Source organism: Methanoregula sp. UBA64 (assembly GCF_002502735.1).
GTDB lineage: Archaea > Halobacteriota > Methanomicrobia > Methanomicrobiales > Methanospirillaceae > Methanoregula.
On record NZ_DAQC01000005.1, the window covers coordinates 1 to 18,343 of the forward strand.

Annotated in this window: 20 protein-coding genes; 11 read left to right on the plus strand and 9 right to left on the minus strand. The window is 59.5% G+C overall.

Annotation, left to right across the window (positions count from 1 at the left end; all coding sequences use genetic code 11):
* A partial coding sequence (locus BP758_RS07660) for a phosphomethylpyrimidine synthase ThiC (RefSeq protein WP_394339197.1) occupies nt 1–836 on the minus strand: 836 nt, incomplete at its 3' end.
* 25 nt (nt 837–861) lie between these two features.
* On the opposite strand from BP758_RS07660, the gene BP758_RS07665 reads away from it, so the two are divergent.
* From BP758_RS07665 to BP758_RS07675, 3 genes are read left to right on the plus strand one after another with little or no spacing between them, the layout of a single operon-like run.
* Complete coding sequence (locus tag BP758_RS07665) at nt 862–1,464, plus strand: MBL fold metallo-hydrolase (RefSeq protein ID WP_292370281.1); 603 nt, start codon at nt 862–864, stop codon at nt 1,462–1,464.
* On the plus strand, nt 1,457–1,900 hold the full coding sequence (locus BP758_RS07670; protein WP_292370282.1) for a GIY-YIG nuclease family protein: 444 nt from the start codon (nt 1,457–1,459) through the stop codon (nt 1,898–1,900). The genes BP758_RS07665 and BP758_RS07670 overlap by 8 nt, the downstream gene beginning before the upstream one ends.
* Nucleotides 1,901–1,915: 15 nt before the next feature.
* Entirely contained in the window at nt 1,916–2,470 is a 555-nt protein-coding gene (locus BP758_RS07675; RefSeq protein WP_292370283.1) for a flavodoxin family protein, read from the plus strand.
* Nucleotides 2,471–2,472: 2 nt separating this feature from the next.
* Here the strand turns inward: BP758_RS07675 and cofH (BP758_RS07680) are convergent, their stop codons facing one another.
* A complete protein-coding gene (cofH, locus tag BP758_RS07680; protein ID WP_292370284.1) occupies nt 2,473–3,561 on the minus strand; it encodes a 5-amino-6-(D-ribitylamino)uracil--L-tyrosine 4-hydroxyphenyl transferase CofH in 1,089 nt (362 codons plus the stop codon).
* A 123-nt stretch (nt 3,562–3,684) separates the two neighbouring features.
* Between cofH (BP758_RS07680) and BP758_RS07685 the strand changes: the two genes are divergently transcribed.
* Nucleotides 3,685–3,984, plus strand: coding sequence for a YunC family protein (locus tag BP758_RS07685; protein WP_292370285.1), 300 nt, complete (start codon nt 3,685–3,687; stop codon nt 3,982–3,984).
* A 108-nt stretch (nt 3,985–4,092) separates the two neighbouring features.
* Nucleotides 4,093–4,926, plus strand: coding sequence for a DUF169 domain-containing protein (locus BP758_RS07690; protein ID WP_292370286.1), 834 nt, complete (start codon nt 4,093–4,095; stop codon nt 4,924–4,926).
* Nucleotides 4,927–4,974: 48 nt separating this feature from the next.
* Here the strand turns inward: BP758_RS07690 and cofH (BP758_RS07695) are convergent, their stop codons facing one another.
* Genes cofH (BP758_RS07695) through BP758_RS07705 form a run of 3 tightly spaced genes read right to left on the minus strand, consistent with a single transcriptional unit; the run spans nt 4,975 to nt 7,727 of the window.
* Nucleotides 4,975–6,069 (minus strand): 5-amino-6-(D-ribitylamino)uracil--L-tyrosine 4-hydroxyphenyl transferase CofH, encoded by a 1,095-nt coding sequence (gene cofH, locus BP758_RS07695; RefSeq protein WP_292370287.1) that lies wholly within the window; start codon nt 6,067–6,069, stop codon nt 4,975–4,977.
* A 24-nt stretch (nt 6,070–6,093) separates the two neighbouring features.
* Entirely contained in the window at nt 6,094–7,050 is a 957-nt protein-coding gene (locus BP758_RS07700) for a S26 family signal peptidase (RefSeq protein WP_292370288.1), read from the minus strand.
* Nucleotides 7,051–7,100: 50 nt separating this feature from the next.
* Nucleotides 7,101–7,727: a LysE family transporter gene (locus BP758_RS07705; protein ID WP_292370289.1), complete on the minus strand. Its 627-nt coding sequence runs from the start codon at nt 7,725–7,727 to the stop codon at nt 7,101–7,103.
* A 109-nt stretch (nt 7,728–7,836) separates the two neighbouring features.
* On the opposite strand from BP758_RS07705, the gene BP758_RS07710 reads away from it, so the two are divergent.
* The gene (locus BP758_RS07710; RefSeq protein ID WP_292370290.1) at nt 7,837–9,234 is read left to right on the plus strand and encodes a DNA-directed DNA polymerase II small subunit; all 1,398 of its coding nucleotides are present in this window, start codon (nt 7,837–7,839) and stop codon (nt 9,232–9,234) included.
* A gap of 35 nt (nt 9,235–9,269) precedes the next feature.
* Here BP758_RS07710 and BP758_RS07715 read toward each other — a convergent pair whose 3' ends face one another.
* Entirely contained in the window at nt 9,270–10,577 is a 1,308-nt protein-coding gene (locus tag BP758_RS07715) for a sensor histidine kinase (protein WP_292370291.1), read from the minus strand.
* 238 nt (nt 10,578–10,815) lie between these two features.
* Here BP758_RS07715 and BP758_RS07720 point away from each other — a divergent pair, with 238 nt between their 5' ends.
* Nucleotides 10,816–11,196, plus strand: coding sequence for a hypothetical protein (locus BP758_RS07720; RefSeq protein ID WP_292370292.1), 381 nt, complete (start codon nt 10,816–10,818; stop codon nt 11,194–11,196).
* 75 nt (nt 11,197–11,271) lie between these two features.
* On the opposite strand, the gene BP758_RS07725 is transcribed toward BP758_RS07720, so the two are convergent.
* Both BP758_RS07725 and BP758_RS07730 read right to left on the minus strand, forming a co-directional pair.
* Entirely contained in the window at nt 11,272–12,603 is a 1,332-nt protein-coding gene (locus BP758_RS07725) for a sensor histidine kinase (RefSeq protein WP_292370293.1), read from the minus strand.
* 112 nt (nt 12,604–12,715) lie between these two features.
* Nucleotides 12,716–12,892 (minus strand): hypothetical protein, encoded by a 177-nt coding sequence (locus tag BP758_RS07730; protein WP_292370294.1) that lies wholly within the window; start codon nt 12,890–12,892, stop codon nt 12,716–12,718.
* Between the two features lie 118 nt (nt 12,893–13,010).
* Here BP758_RS07730 and BP758_RS07735 point away from each other — a divergent pair, with 118 nt between their 5' ends.
* Together BP758_RS07735 and BP758_RS07740 are read left to right on the plus strand one after the other, a co-directional pair.
* Nucleotides 13,011–13,634 carry a hypothetical protein gene (locus tag BP758_RS07735; protein WP_292370295.1) on the plus strand — a complete coding sequence of 208 codons (624 nt, stop codon included), beginning with the start codon at nt 13,011–13,013 and terminating at the stop codon, nt 13,632–13,634.
* Between the two features lie 189 nt (nt 13,635–13,823).
* Complete coding sequence (locus BP758_RS07740; protein ID WP_292370296.1) at nt 13,824–14,972, plus strand: MFS transporter; 1,149 nt, start codon at nt 13,824–13,826, stop codon at nt 14,970–14,972.
* 203 nt (nt 14,973–15,175) lie between these two features.
* On the opposite strand, the gene BP758_RS07745 is transcribed toward BP758_RS07740, so the two are convergent.
* Nucleotides 15,176–15,946 carry a TrmB family transcriptional regulator gene (locus BP758_RS07745; protein WP_292370297.1) on the minus strand — a complete coding sequence of 257 codons (771 nt, stop codon included), beginning with the start codon at nt 15,944–15,946 and terminating at the stop codon, nt 15,176–15,178.
* A gap of 62 nt (nt 15,947–16,008) precedes the next feature.
* Here BP758_RS07745 and BP758_RS07750 point away from each other — a divergent pair, with 62 nt between their 5' ends.
* Nucleotides 16,009–17,262 carry an MFS transporter gene (locus tag BP758_RS07750; protein WP_292370298.1) on the plus strand — a complete coding sequence of 418 codons (1,254 nt, stop codon included), beginning with the start codon at nt 16,009–16,011 and terminating at the stop codon, nt 17,260–17,262.
* A gap of 81 nt (nt 17,263–17,343) precedes the next feature.
* Nucleotides 17,344–17,910 carry a TATA-box-binding protein gene (locus BP758_RS07755; RefSeq protein WP_292370299.1) on the plus strand — a complete coding sequence of 189 codons (567 nt, stop codon included), beginning with the start codon at nt 17,344–17,346 and terminating at the stop codon, nt 17,908–17,910.
* Nucleotides 17,911–18,343 lie beyond the last annotated feature (433 nt).

The window sequence follows — 18,343 nt, forward strand, 5'->3', positions numbered from 1 at the left end:
ATCATCCGCACATTGTAGCCCACCTGGTCGAAAGGCATGTGCCCCGGGCCCTCGATCATCCGCTGGACGCCGGCGGCCTGTGCCCGGCGGGCAAGCGTCCCGAGCGTCACGTACTCCACCGACTTTGCGAGTTTTTCCGCATCCTGCTGGCAGCCGGGCCGCATCCCGTCGCCAAGGCTCACCGTGACATCGTATTCCGCGAGAATTTCGAGAAGGTAATCGAACTCCGCGTACAGCGGGTTCTCCTCATCGCGGAGCATCATCATCGCGCAGTGGAACGTCCCGCCCCGGCTCACGACCCCCATCAGGCGCGGGTCGAGTTTCAGCGCGTCAAGCACCTGCCGGTTCACCCCGCAGTGGAGCGTTAAGAAATCCACGCCCTGTTTGCAGTGCTCGCGGATGACCGTAAAGAGCAGGTCGGCGTCCACGTCCGCAGCGTTTCCCGCCCGGCGCACCGCCTCGTACACCGGCACGGTCCCGACCGTAGTATCGAGGGCAAGCATCTTCTTCCTTATCGCAACCAGATCCCCGCCGGTCGAGAGGTCCATGATCGCGTCGGCGCCGCTCTTTAGCGCCGCCTTTGCCTTCTTCTCTTCGAGTTTGTAATCGCACCGGCTCCCCGAGGTCCCGACATTCACGTTCACCTTGACCGTGCACCCTTCGCCGATCGCACATGCGCGGTGCTTCCGGTTCGGGTTATGCGGGATAACGATCCGGCCGTCGGCAATGGCCCGGGCCATGGCCACGGGGTCCATGCCCTCTGCCCGGGCAGCGGCCTTTACGGCAGCGGGGACCGACCGCGAGCAGCTGCGGATGAGCAAATCCATAAAAAACATCTGTCGGGATGCCTTATTAGTGTGCATGCAGGTCAGGTGGATCCCCGAACAGGGAGCTCTTGCGAATTCCTATATCTACGGGGCGGTCCTCGTGGACGCCGGCGTTTTCCCGATGGCAATCGAGCCGTACAAGGACGAGATCGACACGATTGTCCTTTCCCACTGCCACTTCGACCACACCTGGCACGTAAAGGAGATCGCCCGCATGTGCCAGGCGAAGATCGCGATCCACCGCGATGACGCGGGGGGCCTCATCGACGATGCAAAGAGCCTCTCGATGCAGTTTGGCTCCCGCTCGCCCGGGATCGTGCCGGACATCGTGCTCTCGGACGGCGACACCATCGGCGGGCTTACGGTTCTCCATACCCCCGGCCATACCCCGGGCTGTATCTGCCTCTGGTCGGAGAAGGATAAGGTGCTCATCAGCGGCGACACCGTTTTTACGGACGGCGCATTCGGGCGGTACGATTTCCCGGGAGGGAGCAGGCAGGCGCTTGAGAAATCCCTTGAACGACTCGCACCGCTCGATGTGGAAGGACTCTATCCCGGCCACGGCGAACCCGTTGACTGCGGGGGCAAACGCCACATCGCGGCAGCAAACCAGCTCATGAAGGGCGGCTATGGATAAGGGCATCTACTGTCTTGTCCTGAAAAACTTCGCCTGCACCGCGAAGGTGGGGGCGCTCGGGAACATCCCGTTCTCTGCCGGCTGGCACTGCTACATCGGGTCGGCTCTCGGGCCCGGCGGCCTTGTCAGGCTCGAACGCCACCTGAAGCTTGCGGCAAACAAGGACAAGAGGCCGAAATGGCATATCGACTACCTGCTCACCAGCCCCCAGTTCGCGGTCGCGTACGCGGTCTCTGCGCCGACAACCGATCCGCTCGAATGCCGGCTCGCAGAAATTCTCGCGGGCGGCGGTGCCGGCGTTCCACGGTTCGGGTGCAGCGACTGCACCTGCCCCTCGCACCTCCTGTACCGGCCCCGGGAGCCAAAAGAGGAGATCGTTGCGGCATTTACCCGGCTCGGCCTTTCCCCCCGGATCCAAACTATGATTAGACCCTAACGACAGGGTAAGAGTATGAAAGTCCTCGGGTTATCGGGCAGCATGCGGAAAGACGGGAACACCGCACTGCTCGTAAAAGAGATCCTCAAACCGGGCGAGGCGGCGGGGATCGAGACGGAGTTTGTCTCGCTTGCAGGCAAAAAGATCCTCCCCTGCCTTGGCTGCGGAAAGTGCAAGGAGAAGAAGTGGTGCGTGATCGAAGGCGACGACTGGGGAGCGATCGCGCAGAAGATGATCGACTGCGAGGTGCTCGTGATCGGGTCGCCCGTGTATTACTACGATGTCTGCGGCCAGCTCAAGAACTTCATTGACCGGACCTACTCGCTCTACCATGACCGGAAACTTGCCGGCCGAAGAGGGATCGCGGTTGCCGTGAACGCCTCGGCCGGCGCGGACCGGGCGGTCAAGACCATCGAGGGGTTCCTCAACTCGCACGAGTTAGCATCGCTCGGTGCGGTCACCGGGAAGGGCTTTACTGAGGGCGAGGTCATGGACGATGACAATGCCATGGCCCATGCAAAAGTGGTCGGAGACAAGATCGTCCGGCTGCTCCGGCCCCGCCACGATTAATTTTATTCCACGATACGGTACAGCGTTGTCCGGCGCTTCAGCGGCCGACCGATGTCTTCTGCCACCCGCTGCATCTCGGCCGGGTCAAGGTAATCTGTATTTACTGCCCCGGCACCCTTGGAGATGCTCTCTTCGTACATCGTGCCCCCGAGGTCGTTTGCCCCGGCAAGAAGCCCGAGCTGCGCCATCTTGATCCCCTCTTTTACCCACGAGACCTGGATGTTTACAAAGTTGTCCAGAAAGAGCCGGGCCACCGCTACCATCAGGCCGTCTTCTCTCCCCGTTGCACCGGCCCGGGCAAGCCCCGCCCGGTAGATCGGCGTGTTCATGTGGACAAACGAGAGGGGGACGAATTCGGTAAACCCGTGCGTCTCGTCCTGGATCTCCCGGAGGATTGCCAGGTGCCGGGCCCGGTCCGCATCGCTCTCGCAGTGGCCGTACATGATCGTTGCCGTGGTCGGGATACCGAGATTGTGGGCCTCTTTGATGATCCGGATCCATTCTGCGGTCGGGATCTTCCGGGGGCAGATCTTCTCCCGCACGGAATCGACGAGGATCTCTGCTGCCGTCCCGCACATCGAGGCAAGGCCCGCGGCCTTCATCGCGGAGAGCACCTCCTTTGTGGATATCCCGCTCCTCCGCGCTGCGTACGCAACCTCCATTGGGTTGCTGGCATGGAGGTGGACGCCCGGCGCGGACTCACAGATCCAGCGGTACACATCGATATAACTCTGTGCGGTAAAGGCCGGGTGGAGGCCGCTTACCGTGCAGATCTCGGTGACGTTCCGGGACTTTGCAAGCGCAGCCTTCTCCCGGATCACGGTCTCGTCGTGGAAGTAGACCCCTTCATCCCCGGGTTTTTTGCAGAACCCGCAGAACCCGCAGGCGTTGACGCAGAGGTTGGTCACGTTGATATTCTGGTTGCGGACATAGGTGACCGCGTCCCCCGCGATAATTTCGCGTTTCTCATCGGCAGCCGCCACGACCTTCCAGAGGTCGCGGCCGCGTATCCCAAAAAGCATCCGGGCGTCTTCTTCGCTGATCCGGTGCCCGGCAACGGCGTCGGAGAGCAGTGCAGCAAGCGTTTCCATCCTGGCACATCCCTGTCCTGTGTGTCACACTGTGTCATGCAGGACAATAAAACCTGTCTGATGGGGGCAAATCCCGTCATAATTATTACACCGTGGCACCAATCTGCATCATACGAGGGTTTTATGCAAAGGGTCACGGTTCATCTCTCAAAGAAGGTTGCCGACGGGTATGTCATCCCGCTCGGGCCGGCAAACCTGGTCGCGATCATCACGGATACGGGCCTGGTCGGGTGCGGCGCATTCGATGTCGCAGCGCTCGATTCGTTCAGCTATCCGGCGGCAAAGGTCCGCCCGGTCCACGGGCCGTCTATCGTCAACACCGACGATATCCTGACCGGCATTGTCAAGGAGACCAACCGGAGCGCCATGAGCCGGGGGATCAAAAACGGCATGACCGGGCGTCAGGCGCTGGAACTCCTGTAAGGGACCGTATTTCCTTTTTTTGCCCCGGAGACGGGACAGTTTTGCCTGACAGCAACTCTTTATTTTCGTCCGGTCCATTCCCGTGTAGGAAAAGGGAGCACGACGGGAATGACCGTACAGAGCGCGATTGCCAGAGCCGCCGGGTTTGCAACCGAACCGGTCGCTATTGTCTGGACCGACACAAAACCCGAAGGGGCACTTGAATTCAGACCCGGGGTCTGGGGCTGCGTGATGTGGATGTACGCCCGGGTTGCAAAGGACAAAAAGACCGCGGTCTTTACCCGGGAAACGATCGGCTGCATCGGTGCAGCGCTGGGCCTCGGGTTTGGCCGGCCGTTCGAACGGCACTCTGCAAAATCAGAAGAGGGCTTCTGTAGTTTTCTCTCGAACGGGATCGAGGGCGCACAGGACAGGGCGGCGTATACAGCCGTTGTGGAGAGCGGCCGGGACGAAAGGAACAAAAAAGTCCTTGCACGCGGCGAGCGGCTCTTAAAAAACCCGGAGGTTGCAAAGGCGTTCCTTGCGGCACTGCCTGAATACGACATCAAAGAGCAGTATATCGTGATGATGCCCCTTTCGCAGGTCGGCGACGGTGAGGAGGTAAAGAGCGTGGTCTTCCTTGCCGATGCCGACCAGATCTCGGCCCTCTCGATCCTGGCAAACTACGGGACCGGGACCATCACGGAACGGGTCACGGTAGCGGCCGGGGCCTCCGGGTGCCAGGCGATCGGCGCCTGCGTGTACGCGGAGGGCGAGGGCGAGCGTCCCCGGGCAGTGATCGGCCTCACTGACATCACCGCACGGAGAAACGTGCGAAAGATGCTCGGGAAGGACAAGCTCACCTTCGCGGTTCCGTACAGCATGTTCCTCGAAATGGAAACGTACGTGCCCGGCAGTTTCCTCGAATCCGACGAGTGGAAGGAACTGATAGCGTCAGAGTAAAATAAAACAATAAAAAAAAAAAAGTCACGCGGGACTTTTGTCCCTGAGTCACACCAGCTCGTAGAGCGTTGTCCGCTGCCGGAGCGTGCGCCCGATATCCTGCGTGATGCGCTCCATGGTCTCGGGGGGGAGGTAACTTGCATCGCCCTCTCCTGCCCCGGCATCGACCGTGACCTCATCGGTAAACATTGTCCCCGCAAGGTCGTCCCCGCCGCAGAGGAGCGCGAGCTGCGTCATCTTGATGCCGAGCTTGCCCCACGAGACCTGCACATGGTCGAAGTTGTCGAGGTACAGGCGCGAGACCGCGATCATCAGCAGGTCTTCCCTGCCGGTTGCCCCGGGCCGCCCAATCCCCTGCGTGAAGAGCGGCGTGTTGGGGTGGATGTACGACATGGGGATGAACTCGGTAAATCCATGCGTCTCATCCTGGATCTGCCGGATGATCCCCAGGTGGTCCACCTGGTCTTTTGCCGACTCGTACGAGCCGTACATGATCGTGGCCGAGGTCCGGATGCCCATGTTGTGCGCCTCTTTGATGATCCGGGCCCACTCGGCGCCGGGGACTTTTTTCGGGCAGATAACGTCCCGGACCGGCTGGATCAAAATCTCCGCCGCGGTCCCCTGGAGCGAGCCGAGACCCCCCTCTTTGAATGCGGTAAGCACCTCGGCGGTCGTGCATTTGCTCCTTTTCGCCGCATGGGCCACCTCGTCCGGGCTGAAGGCATGGACGTGGATATCGGGCGCAACCTCGTGCACCGCAGCGATGAGGTCGAGGTAACTATCGAGATTGAAGGCGGGGTTGACGCCCGAGAGGAAACAGACCTCGGTGACCCTGCGTTCCTTTGCCTGCCGGACCCCTTTCTGGAGCGTGGCGCGGTCCAGGCAGTAGGCCCCGGGATCGGTTGCTTTTTTCCCGAATCCGCAGAACCCGCAGAGGTTCTTGCAGATGTTTGTTACGTGCAGGTTCTGGTTCCTGACGTAGGTGACGATGTTTCCCACTTTTTGTTCGCGCACTTCGTCGGCAGCGGCCGTGATCGAGAAGATGTCCCGGCCGGTCGTCTTCATTAAAACCGTGCCCTCTTCCGGGGTGAGCCGGTGGCCGGCCTTCACATCAGAAAGGAGCTTTGCAAGAGTTGGGGTCATGGTGACTGCACCGTCGCGTACCGCTTATTTTTTCTTCTTTGCCTTCCGCGATTTCTTAGTGGCGTCCTCTTCTTTTTTCCCGGCGTACCATTCCCAGCCGAGCATCGCGAGGATGATGACGATGGCGACCTCCCAGATGTGGAGCGGGAGCAGGCCCACGTACGGGATGGTAAAGAGGGCTTTCCCCACAACCCATTCCTTTTTGACCGGCTCTATTGTCCCGACATCGCCAACCGAGAGGTAGCCCTCGTCGCTGACCGGGTTGTTGTCGCCCTTGGTGATGTACCCGCCGTGGGTCGTGGCATTCCCGTATATGATGTACCCGGAGCCGTTCACCACGAACTGTGCGGGCATGAAGTAGGCCTCTCCCGTCGATGACCGGAAGCCCATGCCCTGTGCGTTCTGGGAAATGTTCTGCGGCAGGGTGGCGTTTGCCGGGTACAGGATATAATACCCGTATGCGGTGGACGCACTGGTCTGGAGCGGGATGTATCCCGACGGCGTCACCGAGCCCCGGTACGGGTTGAGATAGGTAGGCTCGGGCTCGCCCGCTTCTGTCCAGGTCATGGCCCGGTGGATGATCGGGTGCTGTTTTGCAAACGGCAAAAGCCCGACCTGCGTCCAGAAATCAGTCTCGCCGTTCGGCCGGTAGATGACCACGTCGCCGTAGTCGCCGAACTTCTGGTACCCGGTGGCATGGGCGGTATCCCATGTCTGCAAGGGACCGAATCGGTCGGCCTGAACAACCACGACGAGGTCGCCGATGTTCATGTGGGGCTCCATGCTCCCCGATTCCACGGTCACGACCGCAGGCCACGTCCCGCAGATCAAAAAGAGGGCAAAAGCAACGGCCACTACGACCCCGACCACCCAGAGGATATCGCGGGCAAGGGATACGGCCCAGTGCTCGCTTGTCCTGAAACGCTGGATCATCGTGCGGGGATCCTGCGACGGTTCTTTTATCGGTTCCTGTTCTGCCATTCCTTAGGGCTCCGGTATTGGCGTTGCGGGTTAATATAGCGTACCGCTGGCTACGGGATGATGACCCGGGCAAGGTAGTATGCGCCGAAGAGGACCAGGAAACAGCCGCAGGCCGCCATGATCCCGCGGTAGGTCCGGTCCGAGAGAAGCGTTTTTCCTTTTGCTATCCCGGTCGAGACTACGGTGTACCACCCGAGGTCCGCACACCAGTGGCCGGCCATGAACACGCAGGCAAGGATGAGGCCGCCGGCAAGGCCCGCGATCACCATCGCGCTCCCGACCGAGAGCCACCAGATCCAGAAGTAGGGGTTCGCTACGCTCGTCACAAAACCGGCAAGGTACGGGTTTGCAAATGCCTTCCCCGTGCCTGCCCCGGCCCCGGCGAGCGTGGCCGTCCGGCTGCCGGCAACGGTGAGGACCCCGAAGGCCACGAGCGCAAGGCCGCCGATAACCCCGATCGCGGTCGTGTACTGCAGGGCAACCGTGGCAAGCCCGGCAACGATCACAAGCAGGATGACCAGTTCGGTGAGCATGTGCCCGAGCGTTACCTTCGGGCCGGCCGTCCAGCCACCCGCAACCGAGGCATTGATGGTGGCGACAAGGGTCGGCCCCGGGGCAAGGGCGCCGGTCAGCCCGATGGCAAAGGCAAGGAGGAAGAACTGGAGCGTGTCGAACATACCGGTGATCCTGATAGGTCGGACAAGGTTGGGTACCGGATATTATGAAAGCATCCCTGCCATGCCGGATCAATGGCTCTTATTTCCTGTTGCTGCAATATACTCTGGTATGATCGATGCGGCAGCGATCGCCTCCCGGTTCCTCGATACCGGGCTCCAGGTCCATCCCGATGTGGTGCGTTACATCCAGGAGCAGGACAACCCGGAGCTGATCGACCGCATCATCGCCGGCGTGCCCACGGACACGATCGTGGTCTCGGCAAAACACATCCCCGGGATGACAACCACCCGCGACGGGATGCGGTTTTTGACCGACCCGACCGTGGAGATCGTCTCGGGAAGCCCGGGGACCTCGGGAAGCATCAACGGCACCGAGGACTACCTCCACTATTTCCGGGACCGGTTCTCCCGGCTCGGCACGATGATCCGGAACCGGTGCACCACGATGCCCATTGAAGGGCTCGTCCGCTCGCCGCGGTACCGGCAGGAGGAGTGTTCCGTGATCGGCATGGTCAGCGAGGTCAAGACCACCACAAATGGCCACCGGATCGCCGAAATCGAGGATACGACCGCGAACCTCTCGGTGCTCTTCCGGAAAGACCGCCCGGTCTTTTCCGATGCCGAGCGCCTGATCATGGACGAGGTCATCGGCGTCAGGGGCAAGCTCTCGCAGGACGGGAAGCTTTTCTTTGCCGAACAGATGTTCCGGCCCGACATCCGGATCGACAACAAACCGTTCCTGAGCGAGACGCCGGGAAAAGCAGTCCTCATCTCCGATGTGCACGTGGGAAGCGACACGTTTTTGGAAGATGCCTGGAACCGGTTCGTGGAATGGATCCCGGACTCGGGCGCATCCTACCTTTTGATCGCCGGCGACCTTGTGGACGGGATCGGCGTCTACCCGGGCCAGGATCAGGAGCTCACGATCAAAAACATCTACGAGCAGTACGATGCGTTCGGCGAACTCCTCTCGGGCATCCCAAAGAGGATCAAGATCATTGTTGCGCCGGGCAACCACGACGTGGTCCGGGGCGCCGAGCCCCAGCCGGTGATCCCGGCGCAGTTCACCAAAAAGTTCCCCGAGAACTGCATGCTCGTCGAGAACCCGGCGCTCGTGAACCTCCAGGGGGTCCGGGTGCTGATGTACCACGGCCGCTCGATCGATGACATGATCGGGCTTATCCCCGGTGCATCCTACGATCAGAGCGGGAAGATGATGGAGGAGATGCTCCAGCGCCGGCACCTAGCCCCGGCGTACGGCAGGCGCACCCCGATTGCGGCCGGAAAGTCCGACCGCTTGATCATCGACCCGCTGCCGGAGATCCTCCACACGGGCCACGTGCATATCCGGGGGATCACCCAGTACCGGGGCGTGCTCGGCATCAATGCCGGCACCTGGCAGTCCCAGACAGCGTTCCAGAAACAGATGAACGTGAACCCGACCCCGGCGCAGGCCGTCATGGTCGATCTCCAGACGCTCGTGCCCGAGACCTATACGTTTTTGTGAGCTAACCGGCGGGGACGGGAAATACCGCCCCTGTTTTAGTGTGTCGCAGGAGCAGGGCCGGCCGTCCGCCAGGCATCTTCCGGCACGGCCAGCTCGAATTGTGCGCCCGCGCCCGGCCCCCCGGTCTCCTTTATCGTGATCCCGGTGATATCGAGGATCTCCCGGGAGAGGGCAAGACCAAAGCCGGTGTTTTTGCCAAACCCCCGCGCGAAGATCCGTTCCTTCTCGTCCGGGGCAATGCCGTCGCCATCGTCTGCGCAGACAATGACCCGGCCCGTACCGCGTCCGGAGAGGAAAAACCGGATGGTCCGGATCCGGCCCCCGTGCCGCACGGCATTGTCGATCAGGTTGAAAAAGACCTTGACCACCAGCGGGTCGGCAAAGATCTCTGCATCGGCAGGGAGATCGTTTTCGAGGGTAATGTTCCCGAGCGTTATCCCATTTGCCGCGCTCGCGACCAGGGCGGGAAGGTTCTGCCAGACCGCGGAGCTGATCCCGACATCCTCGTATTCCTGCGTGAACCGGATCATGGAGGTGATCCTGCTGGTAGCATCGTGGATCCGGGAGAAATATGCCCGGTACTCCGGCAAGAGATCGGTTGTCCGGATCAGTTCGGTATAATTGTCGAGCACCTGGAGCTGGTTGCTGATATCGTGCCGGGTGATACGGGAGAGCAGGGTGAGTTTCTTGTTCGCATGCAGCACGGCCTGCTCCATCTGCTTGCGGCCGGTGATGTCCTTTACCGAGAGGATCAGGACGGGCACGTCCCGGTAGACCCACCGTTTGCCGACAACCTCGATCCAGATCGGCCGACCGGTGGCGGTAACTGCCAGGTACTCCCGGGGGTCCTCTCCGTCGCTTTCGGCGCTCCGGCAAAAGTTCTGCCGGGCCCGGTCGCGGTGGGCCGGGTGGAGGAAGTCCAGGGCATTTTTCGAGCCGGGTTCGTACTCCCCCCGTTCGATATCGAAGATCTGCGCATTGGCCTGGTTGCTGTACAGGACGTCGCCATTCAGGGCAGCAACCACGATGCCATCGAGCGTATTCTCGATCACCATCCGGAATTTCTCTTCGTTCTTGCGAAGTTCCATCTCCACGGCGCGATTCTTCTCCCGTTCGGCGAGCAGCCGTTCGCTCTGGCGGTAATACGCATTTAAGGGAAAGTAGGCGATGATCACGGCAAGTCCGCTCGTAAAGAAGCTGGTGACGAGGTTCGAACGCCAGTCGGGAGGGTACGGGTAGAGGTACTGGGCCGCAAACTCAAAAGTCGTCATACCGGCAAAGGTCACCATGAAGATCAAAAAGAGCCGCTGGTCGAACGGCGTCTGTCGGGCCTCTGCATCCATGGCTAGAGGATTATAGAACCTTTGTGGATAAAGTCATCGATATGAGCCGGAATTGCCGGTGATTTTTCCACCTGACAACGCAAGGGATCCGGATCCCTGATCCCTGCCGGGGAGAACGCTTATCCGGAGAATGCGGGTACTCCGGACACCCGATCCGACACCTCATTTTAACATGTCAGGGGGAAGAGTTATGATTTGGTATGCGATGCCACAGCGGCAGGAGACCCTGATTAGGCCTATGGATAGTTCAGACACGAGACAAGCGGAAGAACGGGTTGCGGCACTGGAGAGGAAGACCGGGGAGATGGAGGCGCTGCTCAAAGGACTGATGAATGAGATGCTCGATTTCAAGGCGATCGCCATGAATCTTGCCCGGCAGAGCGCGGAGCTGCCCCGGCAGGAATCCGTGCGGGAAACGGTATCCCCGGAGCCGGAGAGCAGGGAGGAACCTGCGCCTGCTGCCGCTGCACCGGAAAACCGCACGGTTATCCACGTAAAGAGCGTCCCAAAACCGGAAGCTGCCCCGGCACCGGCGGAGCCCGAGATGGTCCGGATCATGCAGTCCGACGGCACCATGAAAATGGAAGTCCGGCGCGGCGACAAGGGCCTGCACCGGTAACAAAGAGCCCGGGAAAAACGGCGGGAGAAGGTTCCCCGGCTTCTTTTTTTTAGCAGGGTGTCCTTTTTTTGTCCCTCACGGATTTCCGAACCGGTACGCTCCTTTTGGCACGTTCAGTTCGAACCGCGCCCCTTTCCCCGGTTCCCCGTTCTCCATGATCGTAATCCCGGTGATCGAGAGGATCTCCTGGGACAAAAAGAGCCCGAGGCCGGTATGCTTCCCGAACCCCTGCTCGAAGAGGTGCGCTCTGTCCGCCCCTAAAATCCCGGCGCCATCGTCCTCGCAGGTAAGGACGAGCCCCTCCTTTGTCTCGCGCGAAGAGACCGCGATCCTTGAAAGCGAATCCCCGCCATGCCGCAGGGCATTGTCGATCAGGTTATAGAAGACCTTCTCGAACAGGGGATCGGCATAGACCTCCACGTCCGGCCGGTCAACCTCTACCACAACGTCCCGCACGGGCAGGGCACCGGCCGCCCGGTGCACGCTCTCCCTGACATTCTGCCATGAGGGCGCGGTTGTCCCCATATCCTCGTACACCTTGGTGAAATCGATCTGGTGCCCCATTATTTCGGCAATCGCCATCTCCTTTGTGAGAAACCCTGATGCTACGGGATTGGTGCCGAGCTCTTCTTGTAAGAGCCCGATATAGGCCTGGAGGGCCGTGAGCTGGTTCTTGATATCGTGCCGGGTGATCGACGAGAGGATGGTGAGTTTCTTGTTTGCCCGGAACAGTGCATCCTCGCTGTGTTTAAGCTCCGCCTGGGTCCGGGCCATATTGAGGAGCAGGAAGAAGACCGTGGCTACGATATCCATGAGGATCGTGACGATGAAAAAGAGCGGGTTCTGGGGGTCCGGGCCCGAGAGCGAGTGGTCCCCGGGCGTGAGCAGCGCTACTGCGATGATTATGGTCCAGAGGAGTGCCATGACAAGGAGCGCCGCGGCAAAGCCGTACCGGAGCGGGCGGGTCCCGGGCTCCCGGGACCGTATCGCGATAACAGCAGCAGCAACAAAACAGGGGACGATAAAAAGCCCCATGATCAGCCCGCGGACAACCACCACATCGGCCATGATCGCAAACCAGAAGAGCAAAAACCCGGCAGGCAGCAGGCTGGCGTACAGGATCCGGGGAAGTGCCTGCGACCGGAAATACCTTCCGGTACCGTCAAGCCGGATCATGACGGCAAGCGCGATTACAAGGTTTGCCAGGGACGAGTAGATCCAGACGGGTACGGATTCTCCGGACAGGTACAGGAAATACCCGCAGACCGTGACCAGCAGGGAGAGCATCCAGGTCTCAAAGCCGTCGTAGGTCTTCTGGGTCTTCCAGAAGGTAAAGAGGACCAGCGTGAGGACGACGTTGATGAGGAAGAGAATCAGAAAAAGGGTACGGGTATCAGGTATCCACATGGTCTCACGCGCTGCCCGGGGTTACCCCACCAAGCATCCAGCCAATTTTTAGCGGCGAATATGATGAATATTCGCATGTGCGTACAATGAGACCTGCGGTGCGCAGGAACGATCACTTCCGTTCCAGAATCTTTTGTATCCTGTCCCATAACGAGACCCTCTGCTCCCGGCAGAACGGCACCTTCCCCCGTGCTGCCCGGAACGGCTCGCATTCATGGCAGAGCGTGTGGCGGCGGCATGCGGTGTTCGGGCAGGGGCAGTCGTCCCTGATGACGGGTGGCACGGGCATCTGTTCAACCCTGTACTATCAGGGGGCTTAATGGTTGGGGTTTTTTTGGCCCCCGCTAAAAAAAGGGCACCCCCGGGAAGGGAGAAAGATTATAGGATCATGATATAACCGGTGAACTATGAGAATACGCACGCTTTTTTCCCTTGCAATCCTTGCCATCACCGTTCTCCTTGCTGCGGGATGCACGGGTTCGTCCGGCCCGTCAGGTGCCTCCACGACTGTGCCCACAACATCTGCGCCCGCGGTCTCTGCACCGGTGACCACACCGGCTATGACCAACCCCGAAACAACCGTAACGGCAAGTTACACCCGGCTGATCACGACCACGGCAACCCCGGCACCCGATCCGATCCTCCACCGGTGGGTACGGGAGTATCCCACGTTTACCACGGACATGCCGTGGGCAGCGTACGATTTCGTCTTCCTCTCGGGAGGGAGCGTGACCTATACGTTTGGGGTACCGATAAAATCCGGATCGAACATCAGGATCGTCTCCCAGCAGAAGATGTCCGGCACCTGGGAGAAGATCGGGAATAACACCTACCGGGTTGTCATTCCGGCCACCTCTACGAGCTCCCAGATCTACCGGGTGTATACCCGGGTTCCCGCAACTGTTGAAGCAAAGACCGGGGTAGTGACCGTAAACGAGCATCTCGAGAGCTCGTATGAGACCGGGTCCCTGCCAACGGGGCGCGACAAGCAGGCCAATGAGATGTATTACCCCGAGCGGGCGGACAGTTAATCCTTTTTTTTCGTGATTGCTACCGGACCCTGTGGCGGAGCGCAGGTACCGGGGCAGGGTTCTTTTTTTAGGGGAGATTTTCCCGTAGGCAGATACGGGATCCCGATACCTATTTGGGAACGGTATCGAAACGGTACCCGGAGTATAAAAAAGAGGCGAATCACGGAATTCAATAAAACCGATCTCCTGATGCTCTGCATTGTGGCTTTCTTTTCCATGGCCGGCGGGGCGCTCCTTGCACCGGTACTGCCGGAGATGGTAGGTCCCCTGCACACGACAGCGCAGAACGTGGCGCTCTTAATGTCGGTGTTTACGATCTCGACCGCGGTTTTCACCCTGGTGATCGGGCATTTCACCGACCGGGTAAACCGGAAACGGATCCTGATCCCCTGCCTTGTGATCTACGGTATTACCGGGCTGGTGAGTTTTTTTGTCGCTGATTTCGCATCGCTTCTTGTCTTACGGTTCCTGCAGGGGATCGGCGTTGCGGGGATGACAACGCTTGCCATGCTCGTTATCGGGGATGTGTACTCCGGCCTTGACCGGGTGGCAGCGATGAGCAAGATCAGCATCACGTTTGCCCTTGGCTCGGTATTTGCCCCGGTGATCGGGGGAGGGCTTGCCATCTTTGGATGGAACTATGCCTTCCTCTTCTTTGCACTCTCCCTGCCGTTTGCGGTGCTTGTGATCCTGTATCTTCCCGAGACCCGGAACCAGGCCGCAGTCGTCCACCACGAGGGGATGGGCGGGGCGCTCAAATGCCTCAAAGACCTGCCGATCCTTGCAACGGTCTTCATGGGCTTTTCGATCTTTTTTTTGCTGTTTGCGATGATGATCTACGTGCCCTTCATGCTCAAGGGATCGTTCGGGTACGCGTCGGGGGCATCGGGCCTGATGCTTGCGGTCCCGGGGATCACCTGCATCCTCTGTGCACCGCAGGTACGGCCGCTGACCGGTAAGTATTCCCTGCCCCTTGTGATTGTTGCGGGTTTTATCTGCGTCGGGCTGTCGATGCTGTTTTTGGCATGTGCGCAGTCGGTTGCATCGGTTGTCCTGCTGCTGCTGCTCTTCGGCGTGGGGCTCATCTTTGCCCAGACGGCAATCGACGTGCAGCTCATCCAGCTCTCTCCCCCGGCAACCCGGGGCGGGGTGATCGCAATTCACAGCTGCATGAAATACGTGGGACAGAGCGCTGCCCCCATCGTCCTTGGGATCATCCTTGTGTTTTTCGGCCTCTCCGCGGTCTTTGTGGTCGCAGGTATCCTCGGGGTACTCGTTGCCCTGGTGACGTTTGCGATGAAGAGGCGGTTTTCTGGCCCGGCCGGGCAGCCGGCCTGATATACAAAAATCCCGGTTCTTTTTTTAGGATTCACGGGATCTTTTTTGAGATTCTGCCGGGCGATTATGGGAGTCTGAACCGTACGTGGTGCGACCATGTACCGGGGCTTGCCGCGCGAGAAAAATCCGCGATCTTCACGGTTCTCTGTTCACTAAGAGCTCCAAAAAACCCGGGCTTTCCGGATCTGCAGTAGCACTTCTTTTCAGGTGCTCTTACGCGGCTTTTTTACCGGTACTATCTCCTGCACGAATTTCCGGGACAGGTAGCCGGCGTACATATCGGGGCAGATGAAAATGCCCGTCACCCTGCCGCTTTCTTCCAGGATCGAGAGAGATTCGGTCCGGTCGGCCATCAGTACCAGTTTCACCGACAGCCCGCCTGCATCCTCCCCTTTCGGGTAAAAGAGTGCCGACCTGATATCGTTTCCACCCGTATAGCATTTGACCGGCGCAGACTCTGCGAGCTCCTCGTTTCCGATAACAAGGTACAAGGGGACCCGTTTTGCCGCACGTGCAATCTCGCTGCGGTATTTCCTGAGGAATCCTTCATCATTGCAGAGAAGGATGATCTCCGATTTTGCCCGGTGCAGCATCATCCGGATCTGGTTGTCCCGGGTCCATTCCGTGCAGAGTTTATACCCCTGCATATGCGGTTCGGGGGTCTCGGTCTCAAGGGCCTTGAGGCTCTGGTACAATCCGTCAAGGGAGTTCACCGATTCGCGTTTCAGCCGCTCGAACGTCTGGGTCACATCGACCGGCGAGTACCGCACCGGCGACTTCCCCGAAGAGACGATAAACCCGTTTTTTGCAAGAGCCGCAAGCGTCTCGTAGATCCTGCCCCGGGGGATTTGGGTCTGCTCGTGGACCTCCCGGGCGCTTGCCACCCGCAGGGCGGACAAAATCGCGTATACCTTCGCCTCGTACTCGCTCATCCCGATCCCTTTAAGCTGCGAGAGCAACGCGTCGTCGATCATACTTTAGCTACTATATTCAGGAGCACTTTCTTAATATTCTCTCTTTCGCGATGTAGTAGGTCATGAATCCAGCAGAATTCACACCATCGAAATGGACATTCCTTTTTCTCATGCTTGCCGCCATGATGATTCTCATGGGGGGAGCAGCGGTCGCACCGGCGCTGCCCCTGATCAGCGCAGCATTTCCCGATGCCTCGGAGACGAGCATCTCCTTAATTGTCACGCTCCCGGCGCTCGCCATTGCCATCACGGGCCTGTTCCTCGGGATGCTTTCCGATAAGATCGGTAAAATCCGGGTCCTTGCGATCTCCGTTGCGGTCTTTACCCTTGCAGGAAGCTCGGGATATTACCTCAACTCCATTCCCGCAATCCTCGCGGGCAGGTTCATCCTCGGGGTAGGCATTGCCGGCATCATCTGCACGACATCCGCCCTGATCGTCTGTTATTATGACGGCCTGACCCGGGCAAGGGTCCTCGGGTACCAGGCTGCGGCAATGGGTGTCGGGGTCCTCATCCTTGAGACCAGCGGGGGATTACTCGCCGGTATTTCCTGGCGTGCGGCGTTCCTCATCTACCTTCTGGGGATTGTCATTCTCGCAGGCGTTCTCTTAACGATGAGAGAGCCCGTCCGCAAATACGAAGAGATCCGGGCAGCACCCGGCACTACTGTGCCAGCGCCCGGTGAAAAATTCCCGGTCACTCCCCTGCTCCTCGCCTATATCACCCTGTTCATGGGGAACCTGTTGTTCTTTTTGATGCCGACAAAGTTCCCCTTCCTGATCGCCCACATGGATGCAGCACGGATCATGGGCGAAAACACTGCGCTCACTGCCGGGATATTCCTTGGGATCGGGGGCTGTGCCTCGGCAATCCTCGGAATCTTTTACGGGCGGATTGCCGAACGGTTCCACCGGTACACGATCCTCACGGTTACCCTTCTTGCCTTTGGCCTGGGCCTGTGCATTCTCGGGTTTGCCACGTCGCTTCTCCTGGTCGGGGTCGCTGTGGTCCTGGTCGGCATTGGCGAGGGGCTCCTGATGCCGACGATCTTAACCTGGATTGCCGCCGTCACGCCGCGTCAGTTTCTCGGGAGGGCGATGGGCGGGTTCTCGGTGTCCTTGAACATCGGGCAGTTCGCCTCCGCCCTTGCGGTCGTGCCCGTGATTGCAATTGCCGTAACCTACAACAACATGTTCCTTGCATTCGGCGGCATAGCGCTCGTGCTCGCGGTGCCGTATGCCCTTGCGATCATAAAAGAGAAGTATTACCCGGCAGTCCGGACCTCTGCTCCCCTGCCGTTTGCCACCCGGAAATAAGAGGATATTTCCGGGGCATTTTTTCTTTTTCACGCCGGCAGAGTTATTTATTAATAGGGTCTTTGGCCCCATTTTTAGCATATGAAAGAGCGCGATCCTCACTTGTTAAAGATCGAAAACATCGTGGTTTCGGGCTCTGTTGCAGATTCCTTTGACCTGAAATCCCTTTCCGGTACGGTACCCGGCTGCACCCTCGACCCGAAGAAATTTCCGGGTGCGGTGCTGCATATGCAGGATCCCAGGTCCGTTGCCCTCATCTTTGCATCGGGCAGGGTCGTTATCACCGGCCTTTTGACACCGGAAGATGTCCCGGTGGCGGTCAGGAACCTCGTTGCTGCACTCACCTGTGCAGATATCCCCTGCCACAATGAGCCGCAGGTGGGCATCAAAAATATGGTCTGTTCCTATAATCTCGGGAGCCCGTGCAACCTGACGCGGATCATGATCGCCTTAATGGACACCGAGAATATCGAGTACGAACCCGAAGTCTTTCCCGGCCTTGTCTGCCGGATCACGGACCCGAAGGTGGTATTTTTGCTCTTTTCCTCGGGAAAGACCATTATTACCGGGGGAAGGTGCCGGGAGGATGCCGTACGGGGCGTGGAGATCTTAAAGAAGAAACTCAGTATTGTTGACATAAAAGAGTGAACAGTTTTTAAAAATCCCGCCTTTTTCCCGGGCATTATCAGCCGGCCCGCACGGTTTTAAAAAAAAGTATGGGGGGGAGGGGGGATCACCCCCCTCCCCTCTTGTCCGCTTAAGCGGGGGGCACCCCCCCACCCTTGTGTCCGGGCAGGTGGGGGGTACCCCCTCCCCCCCTTTGGCCCGGTCCGGCCAGCGACCACGAACAAAAAACGACCGCAGGCAAAACCCTTTCGTCGGAGACTCCACACGAACAAACCTGCATTTCCTGTGCAAAAATGGCAGGCATCCAACATCCGGTGGTGGGGGGGTGGCCCCCACCCCCCTCCCCCTTTGTCCGCACACATGGGGGTACCCCCCCTCCCATGTGGCTGAGCGGGTGGGGGGTAGGGGGGTGTCTGATTTTTTTGGAGGAGGGGGTGACCTCTCTACCCTCGGG

Excerpts from the sequence above, each read along its gene's own strand:
- BP758_RS07665 (WP_292370281.1), top strand. The coding sequence starts at position 862 with ATGCAGGTCAGGTGGATCCCCGAACAGGGAGCTCTTGCGAATTCCTAT.
- BP758_RS07670 (WP_292370282.1), top strand. The coding sequence starts at position 1,457 with ATGGATAAGGGCATCTACTGTCTTGTCCTGAAAAACTTCGCCTGCACC.
- BP758_RS07675 (WP_292370283.1), top strand. The coding sequence starts at position 1,916 with ATGAAAGTCCTCGGGTTATCGGGCAGCATGCGGAAAGACGGGAACACC.
- cofH (WP_292370284.1), bottom strand. The coding sequence starts at position 3,561 with ATGGAAACGCTTGCTGCACTGCTCTCCGACGCCGTTGCCGGGCACCGG.
- BP758_RS07685 (WP_292370285.1), top strand. The coding sequence starts at position 3,685 with ATGCAAAGGGTCACGGTTCATCTCTCAAAGAAGGTTGCCGACGGGTAT.
- BP758_RS07690 (WP_292370286.1), top strand. The coding sequence starts at position 4,093 with ATGACCGTACAGAGCGCGATTGCCAGAGCCGCCGGGTTTGCAACCGAA.
- cofH (WP_292370287.1), bottom strand. The coding sequence starts at position 6,069 with ATGACCCCAACTCTTGCAAAGCTCCTTTCTGATGTGAAGGCCGGCCAC.
- BP758_RS07700 (WP_292370288.1), bottom strand. The coding sequence starts at position 7,050 with ATGGCAGAACAGGAACCGATAAAAGAACCGTCGCAGGATCCCCGCACG.
- BP758_RS07705 (WP_292370289.1), bottom strand. The coding sequence starts at position 7,727 with ATGTTCGACACGCTCCAGTTCTTCCTCCTTGCCTTTGCCATCGGGCTG.
- BP758_RS07710 (WP_292370290.1), top strand. The coding sequence starts at position 7,837 with ATGATCGATGCGGCAGCGATCGCCTCCCGGTTCCTCGATACCGGGCTC.
- BP758_RS07715 (WP_292370291.1), bottom strand. The coding sequence starts at position 10,577 with ATGGATGCAGAGGCCCGACAGACGCCGTTCGACCAGCGGCTCTTTTTG.
- BP758_RS07720 (WP_292370292.1), top strand. The coding sequence starts at position 10,816 with ATGGATAGTTCAGACACGAGACAAGCGGAAGAACGGGTTGCGGCACTG.
- BP758_RS07725 (WP_292370293.1), bottom strand. The coding sequence starts at position 12,603 with ATGTGGATACCTGATACCCGTACCCTTTTTCTGATTCTCTTCCTCATC.
- BP758_RS07730 (WP_292370294.1), bottom strand. The coding sequence starts at position 12,892 with ATGCCCGTGCCACCCGTCATCAGGGACGACTGCCCCTGCCCGAACACC.
- BP758_RS07735 (WP_292370295.1), top strand. The coding sequence starts at position 13,011 with ATGAGAATACGCACGCTTTTTTCCCTTGCAATCCTTGCCATCACCGTT.
- BP758_RS07740 (WP_292370296.1), top strand. The coding sequence starts at position 13,824 with ATGCTCTGCATTGTGGCTTTCTTTTCCATGGCCGGCGGGGCGCTCCTT.
- BP758_RS07745 (WP_292370297.1), bottom strand. The coding sequence starts at position 15,946 with ATGATCGACGACGCGTTGCTCTCGCAGCTTAAAGGGATCGGGATGAGC.
- BP758_RS07750 (WP_292370298.1), top strand. The coding sequence starts at position 16,009 with ATGAATCCAGCAGAATTCACACCATCGAAATGGACATTCCTTTTTCTC.
- BP758_RS07755 (WP_292370299.1), top strand. The coding sequence starts at position 17,344 with ATGAAAGAGCGCGATCCTCACTTGTTAAAGATCGAAAACATCGTGGTT.